The 22,269-nt window shown below is 67.5% G+C and carries 22 protein-coding genes and 1 pseudogene; 11 read left to right on the top strand and 12 right to left on the bottom strand.

The genetic code is table 11. The features are described 5' to 3' along the window. Positions 1–61 precede the first annotated feature (61 nt). The 5 genes from IP65_RS10800 to IP65_RS10780 all read left to right on the top strand — a co-directional run bounded on the left by IP65_RS10800 (position 62) and on the right by IP65_RS10780 (position 5,125). Positions 62–805, top strand: a complete 744-nt coding sequence (locus tag IP65_RS10800) for a sterol desaturase family protein (protein WP_022676216.1) — start codon at positions 62–64, stop codon at positions 803–805. Continuing rightward, a complete protein-coding gene (locus tag IP65_RS10795) occupies positions 802–1,263 on the top strand; it encodes a DUF2141 domain-containing protein (RefSeq protein WP_231627652.1) in 462 nt (153 codons plus the stop codon). The genes IP65_RS10800 and IP65_RS10795 overlap by 4 nt, the downstream gene beginning before the upstream one ends. Continuing rightward, positions 1,260–2,564: an MFS transporter gene (locus IP65_RS10790; RefSeq protein WP_231627651.1), complete on the top strand. Its 1,305-nt coding sequence runs from the start codon at positions 1,260–1,262 to the stop codon at positions 2,562–2,564. The genes IP65_RS10795 and IP65_RS10790 overlap by 4 nt, the downstream gene beginning before the upstream one ends. A 4-nt stretch (positions 2,565–2,568) precedes the next feature. Then, positions 2,569–3,444, top strand: a complete 876-nt coding sequence (locus IP65_RS10785) for a CoA ester lyase (protein WP_255352186.1) — start codon at positions 2,569–2,571, stop codon at positions 3,442–3,444. 112 nt (positions 3,445–3,556) lie between these two features. Further along, entirely contained in the window at positions 3,557–5,125 is a 1,569-nt protein-coding gene (locus IP65_RS10780) for a hypothetical protein (RefSeq protein ID WP_054131719.1), read from the top strand. Positions 5,126–5,155: 30 nt separating this feature from the next. Here the strand turns inward: IP65_RS10780 and metK are convergent, their stop codons facing one another. The 7 genes and pseudogenes from metK to hisS all read right to left on the bottom strand — a co-directional run bounded on the left by metK (position 5,156) and on the right by hisS (position 13,170). After that, a complete protein-coding gene (gene metK / locus IP65_RS10775; protein WP_054131718.1) occupies positions 5,156–6,373 on the bottom strand; it encodes a methionine adenosyltransferase in 1,218 nt (405 codons plus the stop codon). A gap of 41 nt (positions 6,374–6,414) precedes the next feature. Further along, on the bottom strand, positions 6,415–8,049 hold the full coding sequence (gene lnt, locus IP65_RS10770) for an apolipoprotein N-acyltransferase (protein ID WP_171794919.1): 1,635 nt from the start codon (positions 8,047–8,049) through the stop codon (positions 6,415–6,417). 130 nt (positions 8,050–8,179) lie between these two features. Beyond that, on the bottom strand, positions 8,180–9,184 hold the full coding sequence (locus IP65_RS10765; RefSeq protein WP_369801276.1) for a DUF4167 domain-containing protein: 1,005 nt from the start codon (positions 9,182–9,184) through the stop codon (positions 8,180–8,182). A gap of 200 nt (positions 9,185–9,384) precedes the next feature. After that, positions 9,385–10,248: a peptide chain release factor N(5)-glutamine methyltransferase gene (prmC, locus tag IP65_RS21695; protein ID WP_255352197.1), complete on the bottom strand. Its 864-nt coding sequence runs from the start codon at positions 10,246–10,248 to the stop codon at positions 9,385–9,387. A 159-nt stretch (positions 10,249–10,407) separates the two neighbouring features. After that, positions 10,408–10,845, bottom strand: a pseudogene (locus IP65_RS22110) (endonuclease domain-containing protein); the annotation flags it as partial. Then, positions 10,838–11,908, bottom strand: a complete 1,071-nt coding sequence (prfA, locus tag IP65_RS10755; protein WP_054131716.1) for a peptide chain release factor 1 — start codon at positions 11,906–11,908, stop codon at positions 10,838–10,840. The gene prfA and the pseudogene IP65_RS22110, both read right to left, overlap by 8 nt. After that, entirely contained in the window at positions 11,908–13,170 is a 1,263-nt protein-coding gene (hisS, locus tag IP65_RS10750; protein ID WP_054131715.1) for a histidine--tRNA ligase, read from the bottom strand. The genes prfA and hisS overlap by 1 nt, the downstream gene beginning before the upstream one ends. Before the next feature lie 114 nt (positions 13,171–13,284). Between hisS and IP65_RS10745 the strand changes: the two genes are divergently transcribed. The 3 genes from IP65_RS10745 (at position 13,285) to ppa (ending at position 16,660) form a co-directional block, all read left to right on the top strand. Further along, positions 13,285–15,306: a M61 family metallopeptidase gene (locus IP65_RS10745; RefSeq protein WP_054131854.1), complete on the top strand. Its 2,022-nt coding sequence runs from the start codon at positions 13,285–13,287 to the stop codon at positions 15,304–15,306. Beyond that, positions 15,306–15,983, top strand: a complete 678-nt coding sequence (locus IP65_RS10740) for a DUF1345 domain-containing protein (protein ID WP_054131714.1) — start codon at positions 15,306–15,308, stop codon at positions 15,981–15,983. The genes IP65_RS10745 and IP65_RS10740 overlap by 1 nt, the downstream gene beginning before the upstream one ends. A 122-nt stretch (positions 15,984–16,105) precedes the next feature. Further along, positions 16,106–16,660 carry an inorganic diphosphatase gene (ppa, locus tag IP65_RS10735; protein WP_054131713.1) on the top strand — a complete coding sequence of 185 codons (555 nt, stop codon included), beginning with the start codon at positions 16,106–16,108 and terminating at the stop codon, positions 16,658–16,660. Positions 16,661–16,868: 208 nt separating this feature from the next. Here ppa and IP65_RS10730 read toward each other — a convergent pair whose 3' ends face one another. The 5 genes from IP65_RS10730 to erpA form a co-directional block, all read right to left on the bottom strand. Then, entirely contained in the window at positions 16,869–17,333 is a 465-nt protein-coding gene (locus IP65_RS10730; RefSeq protein ID WP_054131712.1) for a Fur family transcriptional regulator, read from the bottom strand. Between the two features lie 36 nt (positions 17,334–17,369). Next, a complete protein-coding gene (msrA, locus tag IP65_RS10725) occupies positions 17,370–18,065 on the bottom strand; it encodes a peptide-methionine (S)-S-oxide reductase MsrA (protein ID WP_054131711.1) in 696 nt (231 codons plus the stop codon). Next, a complete protein-coding gene (locus IP65_RS21315) occupies positions 18,062–18,214 on the bottom strand; it encodes a hypothetical protein (RefSeq protein WP_156306527.1) in 153 nt (50 codons plus the stop codon). Before IP65_RS21315 ends, msrA begins: the two co-directional genes overlap by 4 nt. A 142-nt stretch (positions 18,215–18,356) precedes the next feature. Continuing rightward, positions 18,357–19,157, bottom strand: a complete 801-nt coding sequence (gene xth / locus IP65_RS10720) for an exodeoxyribonuclease III (RefSeq protein WP_054131710.1) — start codon at positions 19,155–19,157, stop codon at positions 18,357–18,359. Next, positions 19,154–19,486, bottom strand: coding sequence for an iron-sulfur cluster insertion protein ErpA (gene erpA / locus IP65_RS10715; RefSeq protein ID WP_022674525.1), 333 nt, complete (start codon positions 19,484–19,486; stop codon positions 19,154–19,156). Before erpA ends, xth begins: the two co-directional genes overlap by 4 nt. Positions 19,487–19,566: 80 nt before the next feature. On the opposite strand from erpA, the gene IP65_RS10710 reads away from it, so the two are divergent. Genes IP65_RS10710 through IP65_RS10700 form a run of 3 tightly spaced genes read left to right on the top strand, consistent with a single transcriptional unit; the run spans position 19,567 to position 22,233 of the window. Next, the gene (locus IP65_RS10710; RefSeq protein WP_054131709.1) at positions 19,567–20,313 is read left to right on the top strand and encodes a carboxylesterase; all 747 of its coding nucleotides are present in this window, start codon (positions 19,567–19,569) and stop codon (positions 20,311–20,313) included. 13 nt (positions 20,314–20,326) lie between these two features. Further along, positions 20,327–21,241, top strand: a complete 915-nt coding sequence (locus tag IP65_RS10705; protein WP_054131708.1) for a hypothetical protein — start codon at positions 20,327–20,329, stop codon at positions 21,239–21,241. Beyond that, positions 21,238–22,233, top strand: a complete 996-nt coding sequence (locus IP65_RS10700; protein WP_054131707.1) for an LLM class flavin-dependent oxidoreductase — start codon at positions 21,238–21,240, stop codon at positions 22,231–22,233. Before IP65_RS10705 ends, IP65_RS10700 begins: the two co-directional genes overlap by 4 nt. The last annotated feature ends 36 nt before the right edge of the window (positions 22,234–22,269 follow it).

Below are 22,269 nucleotides of genomic sequence, written 5' to 3'. Positions count from 1 at the left end.
CAGCGCCGGCCCGGCTTGGCATAGGGGCAGCCAGGCGCATCGTGCGCCGCTCGGGAAAAGCATGACCAGTCCAACGCTTGCCGCGCTGCTGCTGTCGGCGCTCGCCATGACCGCGATCGTCGCGGTGCGCTATGTGGCGGCCAGCGGGCTGTTTGCCTGGCTTACCCAGCGGCGCCTGCCCGGCCATTATGCCGGGCTCGAGGCGCAGATCCGCCGCGAGATCGGCTGGAGCCTGGCCTCTGCGGCGATCTATGGCGTGCCCGCCGGGATCATCGCCTGGGGCTGGCAGCAGCACGGGTGGACCCGCATCTATGCCGATCCCCACGCCTATCCGCTGTGGTGGATGCCAGTATCGCTGCTGGTCTATCTGTTTGCCCACGATACCTGGTTCTATTGGACGCATCGCTGGATGCACCGGCCGCGCGTGTTTCGCAGCGTGCATGCCATCCACCATGCCAGCCGCCCGCCCACGGCCTGGGCAGCGATGAATTTCCACCCGATCGAGGCGGCCGTGGTCGGCCTATTCATTCCCGCGCTGGTCTTCGTGGTGCCGATCCAGGCGGGCGTGCTGGCCTGCGTTCTGGTGGTGATGACGGTGATGGGCGTGACCAACCACATGGGCTGGGAGATCTTTCCGGCCGGGCTGGTTCATTCCCGGGCAGGGAAGTGGCTGATAACGGCCAGTCACCATCATCAGCATCACGAGCGGTATCGGTGCAACTACGGCCTCTATTTTCGCGTATGGGATCGCCTTTGCGGCACGGACGCCGGCCTGGCCGGCTGGCAGGAAAGGAAAGTTCGGTGAAGGCACAGGCGATTCGCCGCGCCGCGACACGCGGCCTGGTGCTGGGCGCACTCGCGCTCAGCCAGGGCGGCGCCGTGCTGCCCGATCGCACCACGGTGCTGGTCGATGTGGTCGGCCTGCGCTCGCACAAGGGGCTGATCCAGGCCTGCCTCACCGCCGATCCGGGCACCTTTCCCGATTGCGAAAAAGACCCGCAGGCACTGCACCAGACCGTGCCCGCCGCCGGAAACGATGTGATCGCGTTCCAGCACGTGCTGCCCGGCCGCTATGCCGTGGCGCTGTTCCACGATGAAAACGCCAATGGCCGGCTCGACAAGATGTTCATGATGCCGCGCGAAGGCTTTGGCTTTTCGCGCGATGCGCCGATCCGGTTTGGCCCGCCGCGCTTTTCCGCCGCCGCCTTTACCCTGGGCGAAGCGCAGATGACCACGTCGATCCGCATGCGCTATCTGCTTTGACCCAGGGCGATTCTTCTTCCCAGCTGCAACCGGGTGAGGCCCAGCCCGGCGGCGCCTTGGCGCCGTTTCGCTATCCCGCGTTCCGCGCGATCTGGACGGCCAACCTGGTCTCCAACCTGGGATCGATGATCCAATCGGCCGCGGCCGCCTGGCTGATGACCGAGTTGACGCGCAGCCATGTGCTGATCGCCCTGGTGCAGTCATCGTCCAGCCTGCCGATCCTGCTGCTGGGCCTGTTCGCCGGGGCGATTGCCGACAACTTTGACCGCCGCCGCGTGATGATCTGGGCACAGACCGCCATGCTGGTGGTTTCCGCCGTGCTGGCGGTGCTGGGCTATCGCGGCGCGCTGGGGCCGCTGTCGCTGCTGCTGCTCACCCTGATGGTCGGCATGGGCACCGCGATCAACCAGCCGGCCTGGCAGGCTTCGGTGCGGTTGCAGGTGGGCAAGGCCGATCTGCCCCAGGCGATCGCGCTCAATTCCATGTCCAACAATCTGGCGCGCAGCGTCGGCCCGGCGCTGGGCGGGGTGCTGATCTCGATCCTGAGCGTGAGCGCGGCCTTTGCCGCCAATGCGATCAGCTATGTCGGGATGCTGGTGGTGCTGGCGCGCTGGCGGCCAGAGGCGCGCGCGCCGCAGCGCCAGCCCATGCTGCAATCGATCAAGGTGGGCCTGGTGTTCTGCGCCGGCTCCGTCCCGATCCGCAAGGTGCTGTTGCGCGGGGCGGCCTTCGGCTTTGGGGCCAGCGCTTTCCAGGCGCTGATCCCCGCCGTGGCGCACGATACCCTGGCCGGGACCGAGCTGGACTATGGCCTGATTCTCGGATCGTTCGGCGTGGGGTCGATCGTCAACGCGCTGTGGATCACCAAGGCGCGCCGCCGCTTTGGCGCAGAAGTGATCATCACCGGCGCGACGGTCGGCTTCATCGGCGCGCTGCTCCTGCTGGCCCAGGCCCACAGCCTGCCAATCGCCATGGTCGCCGGCTTTATCGGCGGATCGGGCTGGGTCGCGGCGCTCACCAGCCTCAACGTCGCCATGCAGTTGCGCTCGCCCGAGGCCATCCTGGGGCGCTGCCTGTCGCTCTACCAGGCGATCACGTTCGGCTCGATGGCGGTCGGCGCGTGGGTCTGGGGCTGGGTCGCCGATCAGCGTGGCCTGACCTTCGCACTCCATGCCGCCGCGCTCTGGCTGGTCGGCAATCTCGTGCTGCGCCTGTTCGTGCCGATGCCCGCGCGCGAGGAAGGCCGCGTCGATACCGTCAAGGAACCCGCGCCGCGTGGCGCCGCCCCTCGCAAAGGTTGATGCCGTGACCGATACCCGTCCCTTGCGTTCCGCGCTCTACATGCCCGCCAGCAATGCCCGTGCTCTCGCCAAGGCGCGCAGCCTCGATTGCGATGCGGTGGTGCTCGATCTGGAAGACGCGGTCGCGCCCGATCACAAGGCGCAGGCCCGTGCCGCCCTGGTGGCCGAGGCGCAGGCGGGCGGCTTTGGCCATCGCCGCCTGATCGCGCGCTGCAACGGGCTCGATGGCCCATGGGGACACGATGACCTCGCCGCCCTCGCTGCCGCGCCGCTTGAGGCCGTGCTGGCACCCAAGGTGGCAGACGCTGCCGATATCGTGACGCTGTCGGCAGCGATGGACCGTGCCGGCTTTGCCAACGACGTGCGGCTGTGGGTGATGATCGAAACCCCGCGCGCCGCCCTGGCGCTGGAACGGATCGCCGATTGCGCCGCCACCACGCGCCTGGCTGGCCTGGTGCTGGGCCTTAACGATCTGGCCAAGGACACCGGCATGGCCCAGGCGCCGGGCCGCGCCGCGTTCGTGCCGCTCCTGGCCCAGGCCGTGCTGGCTTCCCGCGCCAACGGCCTGATCGTGCTCGACGGGGTGTGCAACGCGATCGATGACCTTGCCCTGCTTGAGGCCGAATGCACCCAGGCACGCGCCTTTGGCTTTGACGGCAAGACCCTGATCCATCCCGCGCAACTGCCCGTGGCGAACCGCGTGTTTGCGCCGGGCGAAGCCGAACTGGCCGAGGCAAAAGCGATCGTCGCGGCCTTTGCCGATCCCGCCAACGCCGGCCAGGGTGCGCTGCGCGTCAACGGCAAGATGGCCGAACTGCTGCACCGTGACATGGCCGAGCGGCTGCTGGCCAAGGCCCGCGCCATCGCCGCGCGGGGTTAGGCCAAGCCCCGGCAACACCTTCCCAACACCCGGAAATCCATCGGCGCAACTTAATCGCTTCTTCACCATGTTGCGCCAGACTGGGGCAAGGAGCGTGACGAAGGGCTTGGTAATGGACAGCATGCGCGGATTTGCCGACGAACCCGGCCCCTTGGGCCTGTTTGCCGGCAGCGATCCCGACGATGACCTGCTCGACGGCGATCTGGTCGATCAGCCGCTGCCGCCGCTGATGGGCGCGGACGAGCGGCGCATGCAGGTGCGCGCCTACAACTTCTGGGCCGGGATGCTGGGCGACAGCCGCCTGCCGCTGGTCGGCCCGCTGCTGGCCGGGCAATGGCCTGACTTTGCCGATCATGCCGTGCTGCTGCAGTTCGACGCTGGGCTTGATGATCCCGCCATCGCCTATGTTGGCGAGGCATTGCTGGCCGATTGCGCGGGCGAAGGCCCGTTGACGCGGTTGAGCCAGGTGCCGGGCCGCTCGATCCTGTCGCGCATCACCGATCACTACATGCAGATCGTGGCCAACGAGGCGCCGATCGGGTTCGAGGCGGAATTTGCCAACCAGCGCGGGCGCACGATCCTCTATCGCGGCATCCTGCTGCCGTTCTCGTCCAGCGGTGACACGCTCGACTATATCTTTGGCGTGATCAACTGGAAGGAACTGGCCGACCAGGCGACTACCAACGAGCTGATGGCCGAAATCGGCCTGGTGCTGGGCGAGAAGAAGCCGCGCCGCAAGGCGGTGACCGCTCTGCGCGGGGGCGATGGCGCAGACAGTGCCGCCACGCACGCACGCCCCGATCTGCCGCTGCCCGCCTTTGCCGATCCCGCGCCGGCCGGTGCCGAACCGGGCGAGCCTTGGGGCAGCCTGGCCGATTCGCTGGGCCAGTGGGCCGATGGCCCGGTGCGCCCGCGCGATCCGCGCAACCTGGCCCCGCAAGACGCCGGGGCAGACGCCGATGAACTCGATCTGGGCGAAGTGGCGCTGGAAATCCTGCCCGCGCTCGATCTGCCGCCACTCGATCCCTTTGCCCAAGGCGCGTTTCCCACGGCCGCCTTTGCCGAAGGGCTGGACCAGCCCGAGCCCGACAGCCTGGCCGATTGGCTGGCCAGCGCCCGCGCCATGGCTGACCTCGCCCTGGGCAGCGAGGACCGCAGCCGCCATGCGCTCTACGCCGCGATCGGCCGCGCCTGGGACTTTGCCCTGGCGGCAGAGGCGGAACCCGATGATCTGGCCGCGCTCGTGGCCGATGCCGGGCTGACGATCCAGGCGCGCGCCCCGCTGATCCCGGTGGTCAAGCTGGTGTTTGGCGCGCAGTACGACAAAACGCGGCTGACCGAATATGCCACGGCCCTGGCCCATGCCCATCGCCTGGGCCTGTCACGCGGGGAACTGGCCGGGTTCCTGGCCAATACGCCGGGTGGCCTCAAGGGCGTGGTCGCGGCCGAGCGCCGCCTGCGCCGCAGCGAGGAAGGCCAGGCGCGCAGCGATCCGCGTGCCGCGCTCGAGGCCTCGCTGCGCACCCTGCCGGCACGCAGCCTGGCCGATATTCCTGCCGACGGCCGCGAATTTTCGCTGGTGATGGTGCGGCGCATGCCCGACGGCACCCAGGCCGTGCTGGGCGAAGTGCTGGACGATGAACCGCTGCTGGAGCGTGCTGCCCGCCGCCTGATGAACTGACGGCTATCGAACTGACGGCGGGCTTGAGCGTCAGGCCAGTGCGGCCTTGAGATCATCCACCAGGTCGGTGCGTTCCCACGGGAACAGGTCACCTTCGGGCGTGCGGCCAAAGTGGCCATAGGCGGCCGTCACGCCATAGATCGGCTTGTTGAGCGACAGACCGACGCGAATGCCGCGCGGCGTCAAGCCGCCCAGGCGCTGCTTGGCGACGAGTTCCACCGCGCGTTCCAGCGTAGCATCGTCCACCGTGCCGGTGCCGTGGGTATCGACATAGAGCGACAGCGGCTGCGACACGCCGATGGCATAGGCCACCTGGATCGTGCAGCGCTTGGCCAGGCCCGCCGCCACGATGTTCTTGGCGATATAGCGCGTGACATAGGCGGCCGAACGATCAACCTTGGTCGGGTCCTTGCCCGAAAACGCGCCGCCGCCATGAGGCGCTGCGCCGCCATAGGTATCGACGATGATCTTGCGCCCGGTCAGGCCAGCGTCGCCATCGGGGCCACCGATTTCAAAGCTGCCGGTGGGGTTGATGTGATAGACGGTCTGGTCCGACAGCAGCTCTGCCGGGATCACCGCGGCCACGGCCTGCTTCACCCAGGCTTTCAGTTCGGCATCCTTGGCGCCTTCGTCATAGCCCGGCTTGTGCTGGGTGGAGACGACGATCGCGGTGCAGGCCGCCGGGCTGCCGTCCTTGAAGCGCAGGGTCACCTGGCTCTTGGCATCGGGCTCCAGGAACGGCGCGGCGCCGGAATGGCGATCGGCGGCCAGGCGCTGCAGGATCTTGTGGCTGTAGTCCAGCGTCGCGGGCATGAGATCGGGCGTCTCATCGCAGGCAAAGCCGAACATGATGCCCTGGTCGCCGGCGCCTTCGTCCTTGTTCTCGCCAGCATCCACGCCTTGGGCAATGTGGGCCGACTGGGCGTGAAGGTTGTTTTCGAAGCGGAAGTTTTCCCAGTGGAAGCCTTCCTGCTCATAGCCGATGCGCCGCACGGTGGCGCGCACCACGGCTTCCACTTCCTCGCGCACGCCGGGCGCCCATTCGCCCGCAGCGTCCATGATGCCGCGCCCGCGAATTTCGCCGGCCAGCACCACCAGATTGGTCGTCGTCAAGGTTTCACAGGCAATGCGCGCCTCGGGATCCTTGCTCAGGAACAGGTCGACGATGGCGTCGCTGATCTGGTCCGCCACCTTGTCGGGATGGCCTTCGGAGACGCTTTCGGAAGTGAACAGGTAATCGCTGCGCATGGGCAAAGGGTCCGATATAAAGCAATCTTTATGTGCCGCCTCTAGCGCGGGCGACGGCGGGAGGCAACCAGCGCGGCCAAAAGAAGCGCTGCAGCCCACAAAAGCGGCAATATGTTGCCCATTCGCGCAAACGGCGTAGGGGGCAGCGCGGGTGGCACCAGCCCTTCGATGCGGCTCGCCACGTGCTGCGGGGCAAAGGCGCGCACGCCGCCACGGGCATCGATCACCGCCGAAATGCCGTTGGTGGTAGAGCGCAGCACCGGCAGCCCTTCCTCGATCGCGCGCAGCCGGGCCTGGGCCAGATGCTGTTGCGGGCCCCAGGCGCCGAACCAGCCATCGTTGGTCGGGTTGAACAGCACATCCGGGCGGTGGGCGCGGTCGATCACCTGACCCGAAAAGATGATTTCATAGCACACCTGCACGCCCACGCGCGGCAGGCCCAGCGCCGAAAAATCCAGCGTGCGCGGCCCTGGCCCCGACCAGTAATCGAAATCGCCCGCCACCAGGCGCGACAGGCCCAGCGGCGTGAGCAGCCCGCGCATCGGCAGGTATTCGCCATAAGGCACAAGGTGCGCCTTGGCATAATGGCCCTGGATCACGCCCTGGCTGTCGATCGCGGTCACCACGTTCCACGCGCCGATCGGCATTGCGGCCGGGGCCGGATTGGGCGGAAACACCAGGTCGACCGCGCCGGTCAGCAGCAGCGCGCCCGGCCCGACCACGCGGCCCATGCGCGCCCGCGCCAGCAGTGGGTCGCCGCCATAGGTGGTGCCGGCATACCAGGCGCGGGGATAGCCTTCCTGCAGATAGTCGGGCACGCCGCTTTCGGGCCACAGCACCAGGCGCCGCTGCCCCGGCTGGCGCGGCAGGCTGAGTGCGGCGGCGCGCTGGAACTGTTCCTCATAGCGGCTGGCGTCGTTGATCTCGTCCTGGCCGATATTGGGCTGGACCAGGGTGAACGGCACGCTGCCCGTGGCCGTTTGCCCGCCCAGCGGTAGCAGGAACAATACTGCCGGCAGCGCAAAGTGAGCCGCCGCCAGGCCCCAGCGACGCTGCGCCCCGGCGCGCAGGGCAAACAGCCATTGCCCGGCAAGCAGCACGACCAGGCCCGACAGTGCATAAGTGCCTAGCCACGGCAGCACGCGCGCCAGGCCGGGCCGATCGAACCCGCCCAGCGCCGTGGCGGCCAGCGGGTTCCACGGGAAACCGGTGCAGACCCAGCCCCGCGCCCATTCGGTCACGATCCACAGCGCGGCCAGCGCCGGCACCGGCGCCAGACGCCAGCGCCGCCCCAGCCACCATGCCGCCAGCGTGGCCACGGCAGGAAACAGCGCAAGATAGACCGCCAGCAGCAGCACCGCGATCCAGCCCAGCCAGGCCGGCATCTGCGCCTGATAGGTAAAGGCCGTGGCGATCCAGCCATTGCCCACCGAAAAGTGGCCCCAGCCCCACAGCTCGCCCACCAGCAGGGCATGAACGGGACCACGCGCGCGCTGCATCCGCGCCGCCAGCACGGCCAGCGCCAGCAGCGTCAGCGGCCACCAGTTGAGCGGGGCGAAGCCCAGCGCCCCCAGGCCGCCGGCCATGACAAGCACGGCCGCTTCGCTGCGGCGGGACAAACGATCATCGCCCAGCGCAACCAGCGCGGCGAAACGGGAACGGAGCCAAGCCTTCATTGCCCGGTTCTATGCGGCGGCGGCCCAGCAAGGGCAAGCGCGGTTGCGCCAGGGCGTGCGCCGCAACGAAAAAGGCGCCCGGAGTGCGGGCGCCTTTGTCATATTACCAGGCCTGGATTGGCCAAAGGGTTCAGCCTTCGGCGCTTTCCGGCAAGGGGTTCTTGCGCGGGCGGCCACGGCGCTTGGGCGCCGGTGCGGCTTCGGCCGAAGCGTCGCTCGCCGGCTCGGCCGCAGGGGCAGGAGCCGGAGTAACGGCCGGAGCGGGCGCGGGCGCCGGGGCTTCGGCAGCCGGCTCGCTGCGCACGCCGATGGCGGGCGGCAGGCTGGCCGGGTCGAGCCCTTCGGAGGCCACCGCGCTGCGGCGCGGGCGGCGTTCGGTGCGCTGCTGGCGCGGCCCACGCGGGCTGCGGCTTTCGCGGATGAACGGGTTGTCGCTCACATCGGTGACCGGCTCGCCTTCATCGGCCCGCACGCCTTCGAGCGGCACGGGCTGATCGGCATCAGCGGCGCTGGGCGCAGCGGCCGAGGGGCGGCGATCTTCAAAGCGGCGGCGGCTGCCCGAGCGTTCCGAAGCGCGATCAGCGCCACGGTCGGAACCGCGATCGTTGCCGGTTTCACCCTGGCGTTCGGTGCGGTCTGCCCGCTCCTGGCGTTCCGGGCGATCCTGGCGGTCAGACCGTTCGGGCCGCTCCTGGCGATCCTGACGATCTTGGCGTTCGGGCCGATCCTGCCGATCGGCGGTGCGCACTTCGCGTTCCTCGCGGCGGACATAGGGACGATCGAACGCGGGGAAATCCCCTTCGATCGAGAAGTCCATGCCGTCGTCTTCGGGCTCGCCCTCGCTCCAGCGCTCGCCATTGCCGCTGTGGCGCTGGCGGGCTTCTTCCTGGCGCAGCCGGGTATCGGCAATCACGCGGAAATAGTGATCGGCAAATTGCAGATAGTATTCTGCCTGGACACGATCCCCGTTGAGGTGGGCATCCTGCGCCATCTTGCGATACTTTTCGAGCAGCTGGGGGGCATTGCCCCGCGCGCGGCTGTCGATACGGTTGAGCTGCTGGCCGCCACCTTGCGGACGATTGTTACCGCGGCCGCGCCGGCGGTTGTTCCCACGATTGTTGTTCAACTCAGGCACGTCCTTGTTTGGGGCGGCTGTCGGTAGCTTTTGCCGATCCTGTCGCCGCGCAACCCTCCGCCACGCGCCCGCAACGCGCGGGTGCGCAGATTCCCAGCATCTGCCAGCCGAAAGCCCCTGGTAAGAGGCCGATGCGGGCGCAAATGGTGGAGTCGGCCGGGACGGGAAGCCTTCATCCGTCGCCCTGCCTGCTGGGACAATTAGTGATCGCTGGTCGGCTTGCCAAGCGAAATATTGTGGCAAAGCGTCATTTCCACAGCCCTGTCACGCCCGGCAAGATCGGGATGGACGCGCGCCACCATGCCATGGTCCTGCGCCAGGGCCATCACGGCGTCGCCCTGCTGCCAACCGATTTCGACCACGGCCATGCCGCCCGGCGCCAGCAGATCAGGCAGTTGCGGCACCAGCACGGCATAATCGGCCATGCCGTCTGCCCCGGCAAACAGCGCGCTGGCCGGCTCGAAATCGCGCACACCGGGATCGAGTGCGGCATCGCTTTCCACATAGGGCGGGTTGGCCAGGATCAGGTCGAACCGCCCCAGCGCGGCGGCCCAGTTGGGCTTGGTCCAATCGCCCGGCTGCATGCGCGCCCGGCTATCCAGGCCCAGGCGCAAGGCATTGCCCGCCGCCACCACCCGCGCCGCATCCGACCGTTCGATGCCGGTGCCCATCGCATCTGGCCAGATCGACAGTGCCGCCAGCAGCAGCGCCCCCGAACCCGTGCCCAGATCGAGGATGCGCGCTGGCGGCCGCCCGGCCAGGGCCTGCCGCGCCACCTCGATCAGCGTCTCGCTATCCCCGCGCGGGATCAGCACCGCCGGGCTGACCGCCAGGTCCAGCCCATAGAACTCCTGGCTGCCAACGATATAGGCCACCGGCTCATGCCCCTGCCGGCGCGCCACCAGCCGGGCAAATCCGCCCGGCACCGGCGCGTCCATGTGGCGCAGCAGCACATCGGTGCGCGTGCAGCCCAGCGCATGGGCCATGAGCACCTCGGCATCGAGCCGCGCGGTATCGCTGGTGGAGGCGAGCATCTGCGCCGCCTGGAACAGCGCCTGGCGGATGGTTTGCGCGTGGTTTCCCCCACCCCCACCCCCCTCCTCTAAAGAGGATGGGGCTTTGCCGTTGTTCTCCCCCTCCTCTTCAGAGGAGGGGGTCGGGGGGTGGTGCGAGGCCGAGCGCCCAGGCCGGCGATCAGGCAACCCCGCCGCCACCTCGGCAATGCGTTGCAAAACCCCCTCAAGATTGCGCATCACCTCTTCATTGGTGAAACGCAGCGTCACCAGCCCATGCTCGCGCAGCAACGCAGCGTCGCGGCGTTCGTCCGCCTTGGTATCGTGGGTGATACCATCGATCTCCACCGCCAGGCCCTTGGCTGGGCACAGGAAATCGAGGATGCGCCGCTCCACCGCAGCCTGGCGGCGGAACTTGAGGCCAAGCTGGCTGGCCCGCAGCGCCTGCCACAGGCGGCGCTCGGGCTCGGTCGGCACGCGGCGCATGGTGCGGGCGTATTGGCGCAAGGTTTGCGCGTGGTTTCCACCACCCCCCGCCCCCCTCCTCTGAAGAGGAGGGGGAGATTCAGTGACGTTCTGCTCCCCCTCCTCTTCAGAGGAGGGGGTCGGGGGGTGGTGCGAGCCCTTGCGCAAGGCCGGATCAGTCATCCATAGCGGCCAGACGCTTGGCCTGGTCTTCGGCGGTGAGCGCGTCGATCAGTTCGGCCAGACCCGGTCCTGCCAGCACTTCGGGCAGGCGGTGGAGCGTCAGGTTGATGCGGTGGTCGGTGACCCGGCCTTGCGGGAAGTTGTAGGTGCGAATGCGTTCCGAGCGGTCGCCCGAGCCGACCAGGGCGCGGCGGGCCTCGGCCTCGGCGCCTTGGGCCTGCTCGCGGCGCAGGTCATAGAGCCGCGTGCGCAGCACCTGCATCGCCTTGGCGCGGTTCTTGTGCTGGCTGCGTTCGTCCTGCTGGGTCACCACCAGGCCAGTAGGCAGGTGGGTGATGCGCACGGCCGAGTCCGTGGTGTTGACGTGCTGGCCGCCCGCGCCACTGGCGCGATAGATGTCGATCTTGAGGTCCTTGTCCTCGATCGCCACGTCCACTTCGTCTGCCTCGGGCAGCACGGCCACGGTCGCGGCGCTGGTGTGGATGCGGCCGCCGCTTTCGGTCACCGGCACGCGCTGCACGCGATGCACCCCGCTTTCGAACTTCAGCCGCGCGAACACGCCCTGGCCGGCGACATGGGCGATCACTTCCTTGAAGCCGCCCAGTTCGCTGGCGTTGGCGCTGATAACCTCGACCTTCCAGCCCTGTTCGGCGGCAAAGCGCTCGTACATGCGAAACAGGTCTGCGGCGAACAGCGCGGCTTCATCGCCACCGGTGCCGGCGCGGATTTCCAGCATGGCCGGGCGCACGTCGGCCGAATCGCGCGGCAGCATGGCGATGGCCAGAGCGCGTTCGGCCTCGGGCAAGGCGCCGCGCAGCTGCTGCATTTCCTCTTCGGCCAGAGCGCGCATCTCGGCATCGGGCTCGTTGAGCGCGGCGAGGCTGGCCAGCTCGTCGCGCATGACCTGCACGGCGCGGGCCGCGCGGGCGACCGGCTCCAGCTCGGCATAATCGCGGCTGGCGGCGACGAATGCCTCTCCTTCCAGCGTGCCCGAAGCCAGGCGCGCTTCCAGTTCGGCAAAGCGCGCGCCGATCTGGCCCAGACGTGCGTCGGAAACGGCCATCAGGCGGCGATGTGCGCCGGAATCGCGTGCAGCGCCATGCGCTCCTGCGTGCCGGTCACGAGGTTCTTGACCGTCGCTTCACCGGCGGCCAGTTCCTCGTCCCCCACGATCAGGGCAAAGCGCGCGCCGCTTTCGTTGGCGCGGCTCATCCGCTTCTTCATGTTGCCGCGATAGCCCATGTCCACCGTCAGCCCACCGCGCCGCAGCGTGGCCGCCAGGCCCAGGCAGGCCGCCTCGGCCGCCGCGCCCATCGGCACGATCGCCACGTCGGCAGCCGGCTCGGTGATGGTGCGCGCATCTGCCACCAGCATGGCCAGGCGCTCGATCCCCGCGGCCCAACCCACCGCCGGGGTGGCCGGGCCACCCAAGGCTTCGAGCAGGCCGTCATAGCGCCCGCCGCCCAGCACGGTGCCCTGCGCGCCCAGCCGTTCGGTGATGAATTCGAACGCGGTGTGGCGATAGTAATCCAGCCCGCGCACCAGCGCCGGCGCGCGCACCCAGGCAACGCCTGCTGCATCGAGGCCAGCGGTAACCTTACCAAAGAAATCCTGCGCTTCGGCCGAGAGGAACTGGTCGATCATCGGCGCATCGGCCGTGAACGGCTTGTCGCGCGGGTCCTTGGAATCGAGGATGCGCAGCGGGTTGCGTTCCAGCCGGTCCTGCGATTCTTCCGAAAGCTGGTCCTTGTGCGCGCGGAAATAGTCGATCAGCGCGGCACGCCAGGCCTCGCGGCTCGGCGCATCGCCCAGGGTATTGAGGTTGAGCGTCACGCCATCGGCAATGCCCAGTTCGCGCAGCAACTGGTCAGCCATGACCAGCAGTTCCACGTCGGCCTGCGGTTCGGCCGCGCCGATCACTTCGGCATCGATCTGGTGAAACTGGCGATAGCGGCCCTTTTGCGGGCGTTCATAGCGGAACAGGGCCCCGTGCGTCGCGATCTTGAGCGGGGCGTGCTGCTGCCAGCCATTGGTGAGATAGGCGCGGGCGAGGCCAGCGGTGAATTCGGGCCGCAGCGTCAGCGATTCGCCGCCGCGATCCTCGAACGAATACATTTCCTTCGATACCACGTCGGTGGTTTCGCCCAGCGAGCGCGAGAACACCGTGGTCTTTTCGAAGACCGGCATTTCCACCCGGCGAAAGCGATAGAGCTTGCGCACGCGCTCGAACGTTTCCACGACATGGCCGAACGCTTCCGCCTCGGCGCCGAAAATGTCCTGGGTGCCACGAATGGCCTGAGGGGTCGGAATGGTTTGCTTGCTCATGGCGCGCGCGGATAGCGGCTTTCGCGCGGTGGGGGAAGCATCCGTGGCGATCCGCCGCGTATTGTGCCCATCTGGCCGTTGCAGATGAGACCGCTTGGCGGCATGAAAGGCGCCATGCGCAAAACCCCCCAAGGCATTGGCCTGCTTTCCGCCCTTTCGTCTTCCACCCTGGCGCTTGCCACCCTGATCGTGGCGCAGCCCGCGCTGGCGCAGGTGCAGCCGGCGAGCAACAGCCGCCCGATGGCCGTGCCGATCGCCCATGGGGTGCCCGATGCGCAGGACGTGCCCTATCCCGGCACGATCGGACTGCAGATCGACGCCACCGACCTGGCCACCGGTGCATTCCGGGTGGTGGAAACCGTGCCGGTGGCGGCCGATGCCAAGGAACTGATCCTGCAGCTGCCGGCCTGGCTGCCGGGCGAGCATGGCAATCGCGGCCCCGTGGCCGAGCTGGCCGGCATCACGTTTGAAGCCAAGGGCCAGAAGCTGGCCTGGACCCGCGACCCGGTGGAAGTGAACGCGTTCCACATCCCCCTGCCCGTCGGCACCAGCGAAGTGGTGGCCCGCTTCATCCACACCTCGCCGCTGCGCGACAGCGAAGGCCGCATCACCGTTACGCGCGAAATGCTCAACGTGCAGTGGGAGAAGATGAGCCTCTATCCCGCCGGTCACTATGTGCGGCAGATCAAGGTGCGTCCCACCGTCAGCTTCCCGCAGGGCTGGACCGTGTTCACCGCGCTGGATGGCAAGACGCAGAGCGGCAGCGGCAATACCGTGACCTGGGCCGAAACCGATTATGAAACCCTGGTCGATTCGCCGATCTTTGCCGGTCTCTATGCCGCGCGGCACGATCTGGGCCATGACGTCTATCTCGATCTGGTGGCCGACAAGCCCGAACTGCTGGCGATCAAGCCGGAAAACCTCGCCGCCTATCGCAACCTGGCCGACGAAGCCGTGGGCGCATTCGGCGCGCGTCATTTCGATCACTACGATTTCCTGCTCGCGCTGACCGATCGCATGGGCAGCATCGGCCTGGAACATCACCGTTCCAGCGAAAACCAGCAGGAACCCAAGAGCCTGACCGACTGGGCCGCCTATGACTGGGACCGCAACGTGATCGCCCACGAATTCAGCCACAGCTGGGATGGCAAGTATCGCCGCTCGGCCAAGCTGTGGACGCCCGACTATCGCCAGCCGATGCAGGACAACCTGCTGTGGGTCTATGAAGGGCAGACGCAGTTCTGGGGCCTGGTCCTGGCCGCACGCTCGGGCGTGCAGAGCAAGGACGTGGTCTTGGGCAGCCTCGCCAACTATGCTGGCACGTTCACCCAGACCGCCGGGCGCGACTGGCGCTCGGTGGAAGACACGACGATGGATCCCATCTTCGCCGCCCGCAAGCCCAAGCCCTATTCCTCGCTTACCCGCAACGAGGACTATTACACCGAAGGCGCACTGGTGTGGCTGGAAGCCGACCAGATCATCCGCGACGGCACCGCCGGCAAGAAGGGCCTGGATGATTTCGCCAAGGCGTTCTTTGGCGTGCGCGACGGCGATTGGGGCGTGCTGACCTATGAATTTGATGACGTGGTCAAGACCCTCAACGGCGTCTATCCCTATGACTGGGCCACGTTCCTCAAGACCCGCCTGCAGACGCCGGGCCAGCCGGTGCCGCTCGGCGGGATCGAGCGCGGTGGCTACAAGCTGGAATTCAAGGACGAGCCCAATCCCTATGACAAGGCGCGCATGGCCGATGCCAAGGTGCTCAGCCTGTTCAACTCGCTGGGCGTGACGCTCGACAAGGACGGCAAGGTTACCGCCTCGCGCTGGGATGGCCCGGCGTTCAAGGCAGGGCTGGTTTCGGGCATGCAGGTGATGGCCGTGAACGGCGACGCCTATGACGCCGACAAGCTCAAGGCCGCGATCACCAATGCCAAGACCGGCAACCCCGGCGCCGGCCGCCCGATCGAGCTGCTGGTCAAGCGTGACGATCGCTTTGTCACGCTGCCGATCACCTATGCCGATGGCCTGCGCTGGCCCTGGCTGGTGCGCACGGCGCCCGGCACGGCACCGACCGGGCTGGACAAGCTGCTGGCCCCGCACGCCAGCAAGCTGCCCGTGGGCAAGGCGGCCAAGTGATGGCAGGGGCCGGGCCAAGCCTGCATCTGGGCCGCCTGGCCCCACCCCGCTTCATCCTGTTCCTGGTGCTGCTGATGGGCGGCACCGGGGCGTGGTGGGTGTGGCATCCCCTCACCCGCAACAGTGGCGAACTGGCCGATTCGCTGGCCATGGGCTTTGATTTTGCGGCGCTGGCATTCCTGTTGTCGTTGGTGCCACTGCTGCGCTGTGCCGATGCCGATACGATGCGGCAAAGCGCGGTGGACAACGATGCCAACCGCGTGCTGGTGCTGTGCATCACCACCGTTCTGACCGCAGTGGTGATGGCATCGATCGCCGGCGAACTGCCCCGCGCCGCCCATGGCGATTCGCTGGCCAAGCTGCGGCTGATCGGTACGCTGGTGTTGACCTGGCTTTTTGCCAACACGGTATATGGGCTGCACTATGCCCATCTTTACTATACCCGCGATGAGAGCAACGGGCGCGATCGCGGCGGGCTGGACTTTCCCGGCACCGACACTCCCGACTACTTCGATTTCGCCTACTTTTCCTTCACCTTGGGCATGACGTTCCAGACTTCGGACACCGGCATCACCTCGGGCCGGATCCGCCGCATCGTCACGCTGCATTCGTTTGCCGCGTTCGTTTTCAACATCGGTGTGATCGCTTTCACCATCAACGCGCTGGGTGCAGGTTAACCAAAGCGGCGGGCTATCGATCACAAGTATTGTTGCGGCGCAACAGCCACGGCGCTAGAGCGCGTAGCACTGCGAACAACAACCGGCCCCGCGCGGGCCTGAACCAAGGCAAGACAGAACCGATGCGCATCGACCTTATCCCCACCGGGGACAATCCGCCCGAAAGCCTCAACGTGGTCATCGAAGTGCCGGTTGGCGGCGAGCCGGTGAAGTATGAATTCGACAAGGATTCGGGCGCGCTGTTCGTCGATCGCATCCTGCACACGCCGATGCGCTATCCGGCCAACTACGGCTTTGTGCCGCACACCCTGTCGCCCGATGGTGACCCGCTCGATGCGCTGGTGATCGCGCGTTCGCCGTTCATCCCCGGCTGCGTCGTGCGCGCGCGCCCGATCGCCGTGCTGAACCTGGAAGACGAACAGGGCGGCGATGAAAAGCTGGTCTGCGTGCCGGTGGATTCGACCTTCCCGTACTACACCGAAGTGCTGGAAAAGGATCACCTGCCCGAGATCGTGCTCAAGCAGATCGAGCACTTCTTCACCCACTACAAGGACCTGGAAAAGGAAAAGTGGGTGCGCGTGGGCACCTGGGGCGGCGCCGACGATGCCCGCCGCATCACCACCGAGGCGATCGAGCGCTACAAGGAAGCCAAGGCAGCCAAGGCAGCGGCCGAGTAAGCCGCGCTTCCGCACCAGCGGCATGAAAAAGAGGCCAGGGTCAGCACCGACCCTGGCCTCTTTTCGTTTTCGGCTGCGCGACATTTTCCGCCCATCAGCGGGACCCCGGATCGCGTCCGGGGTGACGAAAAATATAGTTTGCGTAAAAGCTTATAGTCACCCCGGACTTGATCCGGGGTCCCACGCCAGGCTTCGATTTACCGATGCCTTAAGCCGCGGCGCAGGCCTGGCAGCGACCACGGATTTCCACCACGGGGCGCACGTCGGCAAAGCCGGCCTCGCGAGCGGCTTCGCGCAAGTGGCCGGTCAGGCTGTCGTTGTCGATGTGGGTCACCTGGCCGCAGGCGTCGCAGATCAGGAAGATGCAATCGTGGCGGCAGCCGGGGTGGCTGTTGGCGACATAGGCATTGGCGCTTTCCACCCGGCGCGCGAGGTTGGTGCGCACGAACAGGTCGAGGATGCGATAGACGCTGTTGGCGGCCACGCGCTTGCCCCGGCGCTGCCCCACGCTTTCGGCGATGTCATAGGCCGAGGCCGGGCGTTCCTGCGCGGCGAGCGCGGCAAAGACATCGGCGCGCATGTCGGTCCACTGCTCGCCAGAAACGGTCAGCGCCTCGCGCGCGGCAGAAACCAGGCCTTCGCCGGCATAGTCATGATGAAGGTGGGAACCCATGGCCCAGAGATAGGCATTTGCCCGCGCAGTTGCAAATCAGTGCTGCGTGAAATCGGGCTTCCACCACTGCGGGAACGTGCGGTGCAATGCGTCCACCCGCGCTACGTCCCAGCGCAGGATATAGGGATGGCGTGGATTGCGGAAGGCAAAGTCTTGATGCTCGGCCGGGCCGGGATAGAAGCCGCGCCACGGCTCGATGCGCGTCACGATCGGCTGGCGCCACAGCTTGAGCGCCTTGAGCTGCGCCACATACGCGCGCGCCACGCGGGCCTGTTCCGGCCCGATCGGCACCAGCGCGTTGCGGTATTGCGGACCGACATCGGGCTCTTGCCGGTCAAGCTGGGTGGGATCGCTGGCCACCCCGAAAAAGACCTGGAGCAGCTGGTCATAGCGGATGCGCGCGGGATCATAGGTCACGCGGATCGATTCGGCATGGCCGGTCGTGCCAGTGCTGACCGTCTCGTAATCGGCGTCGGCAGCGCGGCCGCCCTCGAAGCCTGACACCACGCTGGTCACGCCGACCAGGTGGCTGAACACCGCCTCCATCCCCCAGTAGCAGCCACCGGCAAAGACCGCCGTCTTGAGGCCGGGGGTTTCATGGGCGGGGATCACCGCAGGGGGCGCCTTGACCGGCGCATCGGCGTGGGCGGGTTGCAGGCAGGCCGACAGGGCCAGCGCCAGCAGTGCGGGAAATGCCGCCCCCGGCCATGCCCGAAAGCGGCGCGCGCTCACTGCTCAGACCCGACGGTCGGCGCGGCCGATGCTGCCGCAACCGGCGCGAAAACATGGGCCGCGTTGAACACCGTAAAGCCCATGGCGACGGCGCCGATAGCGAAGCCGACCAGGAGCGAACGGAAGAAATCTTTGCGAAGCAAACCCATGTTGAAGTTCCGGCAATAATCAGTTTCAAAATGCCACTTAGCACAGAAGCGACGTTTGCCCTAGTGCCAAATCGGCCATATGGCGGCAAAACGCCGCCCAACCGTGCATATTGTTCGACGAACGGCGCGAACCCAGCGCGGATCAGGGCCGCAGGGTCACCCACACCGGGGCGTGGTCGCTGGCCTTTTCCCGCCCGCGATAGGCCTTGTCGACGCCAGCCGTCACCAGCCGATCGGCCAGTTCGGGGCTGAGCAGGGCGTGATCGATGCGAAAGCCGTGGTCGCGCTGCCAGGCACCGGCCTGATAGTCCCAGAAGGTCCAGACGCCGCCCTGCGGATGGTGCAGGCCGATCGCGTCGGTCCATCCCACGCCGAGCAGGCGGTGATAGGCATCGCGCGATTGCGGCTGCATCAGCGCGTCATCGGCCATGGCGCGCGTGTCCCAGATGTCATTCTCGCGCGGGATCACGTTGTAATCGCCCAGGATCGCGGCGGGCACTTCCTCGGCCCAAATCTGGTCCATGCGCGCGTGCAGGCGGTCCATCCAGCGCAGCTTGTAATCGAACTTGGGGCCAGGCTGCGGATTGCCGTTGGGCAGATAGATGCATACCACGCGCACGCCGAACACATCGGCCTCGAGATAGCGGGAATGCTCGTCCTCCAGCTCTCCAGCCAGGCCGCGCTGCACTTCGACCGGCTTTTGCCCGTCAGCCAGGATCGCCACGCCGTTGAAGCCCTTCTGGCCGTGCCAGATGGCGTGATAGCCGATCTTCTCGAACTCTGCCGCCGGAAAGCCTTCATCCTGCGTCTTGATTTCCTGCAGGCAGGCCACGTGCGGCCGGGTTTCCTCCAGCCATTCGAGCAGGCGCGGCAGCCGCGCCTTGATGCCGTTGATGTTGAAGCTGGCCAGCTTGAGCGGGGTGTGCGCGGGCGCCGTGCTCACACCGAGAAACTCGCGCCGCAGCCACAGCCCGATGCGGCATTGGGATTGGTCACGCGGAAGGCCGCGCCGCCCAGCGATTCGACATAATCGACCGTCGCCCCGCCAACCAGATCGAGGCTCATCGCATCGACCACCAGCCGCACGCCGTCGGTTTCCACCACGGTATCGTCTGCCTCCACCGCCTCGGCCAGGCCAAAGCGGTATTGAAAGCCCGAACAGCCGCCCCCTTCCACAGCCAGGCGCAGGATCGCGGGCTTGGCCTGCTTGGCGGCGATCGTGGCCACGCGCGCGGCGGCCGAGGGGGCGAGGATGATGGAGGGCTGGCTCATGCCTTGCGAGATAGGCGCGGCAGGCATGCCGCTCAAGTGCCTGTGGACATATGCCGCCCGCTATCGGTAGCACCAGGGCCATGACCACACCGCTGCCCCCTCGCTTCATCCCCGGCCCGCACGGCCTGCGCCTGGCCACCCGCTTCGTGCCCGGCACTGGCCCGGCGCTGGTGTTCTTGCCCGGCTACATGTCAGACATGGCCGGGGGAAAGGCCCAGGCGGTGATGGATTGGGCGGTGAAGCAGGGGCGTGCCTGCTTGCTGCTCGATTATTCCGGCTGCGGCCTGTCGGAAGGCGAATTTGCCCAAGGCACGCTGTCACGCTGGCGTGACGAGGTGGTGGCGCTGGTTGCGGCGCACGATCTGAACGAAGTGGTGCTGATCGGCTCGAGCATGGGCGGCTGGCTCATGCTGCTGGTCGCGCAGGCCCTCGGCACCACGGCACGCGCGCTGGTTGGCCTGGCCGCTGCCCCCGATTTCACCACCTGGGGCTATGATGCCGATCAGCAGGCCGCGCTGGCGGCGGGCGAGACGATCCTTGAAGACAATCCCTATGGCCCCGAACCCACGCCAACCCATGCCGCGTTCTGGGCGGATGGCCAAGCCCTGTTGCAATTGAACGATACCGTTCCATTCGATGGCGCCGTGCGCCTGATCCATGGCCAGGCCGATGCCGATGTGCCGTGGAACATCGCGCTGCGCCTCGCCGCGGCGCTGCGTTCAGCCGATGTGCAGGTCCACCTGATCAAGGACGGCGACCACCGCCTGTCGCGGCCGCAGGACATTGCCGTGCTGCTCGCCACGCTGACCCAGCTTCTGTCCGAATAGAGCGATACCCCCCATGCTCCTGGCCGCTGCCGCCCTGCTTGTCTCTCCCGCCCTGCCCGCGCCAGTGGCGCACCAGGTTGGGCCCAATCCCCGGCCGATGGAATTTGGCGCGCTGCCCACGCCCGGCCGCCGCCGCAATGCCGCCAGCGGGAACGAGGCGGAGCCGGCCCCGGAAAAGCACGATCGCCTGGCCGACTGCCTGACCGTGGGGCGCAGCAATCCCGACCTGGCGATCAGCCTGGCGCGGCATTGGCTGGACGAAGTGAAGCTGCCCTCGGAACGCGTGCGCGCCAACCAGTGCCTGGGCATGATGCTGAGCCAGCAGGGTGATTTCGATGGCGCCGTGGCCGCGTTTGGCGATGCCGTGGGCCTGATCCCCGAAGCCCAGGCGGTGGGCGCGGTGCCGCTGATGGCGATGGCCGGCAATGCCGCGCTCGCCGCTGGCAAGCCGCAGGATGCCTTGACCTGGCTGGATCGCGCCACCGTGGTGCACGGCTTTGCCGACAACCTGGCACTGGCCGCGATCCAGGATGACCGCGCCCGCGCCCTGGTGGCGCTCAACCGCAATGCCGACGCCATGGCCGCGCTGGCCAAGTCGCACGAACTGGCGCCGCAGAATGCCGAAGGCTGGCTGCTGTCGGCCACGCTCTATCGTCGCGACAAGAACCTGGCCGCCGCGCAGCACGATATCGAAGAGGCCGCGCGCCTGTCCCCGCGCGATCCCGCCGTGGGCGTGGAAGCCGGCGTGATCGCCATGCTGGGCAACCGCGAGGATGCCGCAAGGCAATCGTGGCAATCGGTGGTGGCGATGTCTCCCGCCAGCGACGAGGCCCGCGTTGCCCGTGGCTACCTTGAACAGATCGGCGCGGCCCCCACATCCAGTCCTGTTCCGCCCAAGCCGGGCCAGGATGAGGAAATTACCCGATGAAACTGTCCGTTCTCGATCTGGTGCCGGTGATCGAGGGCGGCACCATCCCCCAGGCCATGGCCGATGCCGCGCTGCTGGCCAAGGCTGCCGAAGAGGCCGGCTATCACCGTTATTGGGTGGCCGAACACCACGGCATGCCCGGCATTGCAGGGGCAGCAGTCTCGGTCGTGCTGGCCCATGTCGGCCACCACACCCAGACCATCCGGCTGGGCGCGGGCGGCATCATGCTGCCCAACCACAATCCGCTGGTGATTGCCGAACAGTTCGGCGCGCTCGATGCGCTCTATCCCGGCCGCATCGATCTGGGGCTGGGCCGCGCGCCCGGTGCCGACCAGCGCATCGTGCGCGCGCTGCGCAAGGATGTGAACCGCGCGGCCGAGGATTTCCCGGCGGACGTGGTGGAACTCCAGGCCCAGTTTGCCGGCGATGCCCGCCTGCCACTGGCTGCCACGCCCGGCCATGGCGCCCCGGTCGATCTGTGGATCTTGGGGTCGAGCCTGTTTGGCGCGCAACTGGCCGCGATGCTGGGCCTGCCCTATGCCTTTGCCAGCCACTTCGCGCCCGACCATCTCGACGGTGCGATCAAGCTCTATCGCGAGCGGTTCCAGCCTTCTGCCAGCCTCGAACAGCCCTATGTCATGGCGGCCATCAACGTGCTGTGTGCGCCCAGCGATGAAGAAGCGCAGTTCCTGGCGAGCAGCCAGGACCAATCTTTCGTGCGGCTGCGCAGCGGCGATCCGGGGCGCCTGCCGCCGCCAATCGCCCGCTATCGCGAGACGCTGGCCGGCCCGCAACTGGCGACGCTCGACCATTTCCGCCAGGTCAGCGCGATCGGCAGCCCCGCGACGGTGCGCGCCGGGCTGGAAGCCTTTCAACACCGCACCGGCGCCGATGAGCTGATCGTGGCCGGTGCCACGTTCGATCCGGCCTTGCGCCGCCGCTCGCTCAGGCTCACCATGGATGCGCTGACGCCGGCTGCGGCGAACACCTAAGGGGCAGATGAGGGCGATGGTGAGGCTTTCATGCCA

Source organism: Novosphingobium sp. AAP1 (assembly GCF_001295765.1).
Classification (GTDB): Bacteria; Pseudomonadota; Alphaproteobacteria; order Sphingomonadales; family Sphingomonadaceae; genus Novosphingobium; species Novosphingobium capsulatum.
This window is presented reverse-complemented; position numbering and strand designations above follow the sequence as displayed.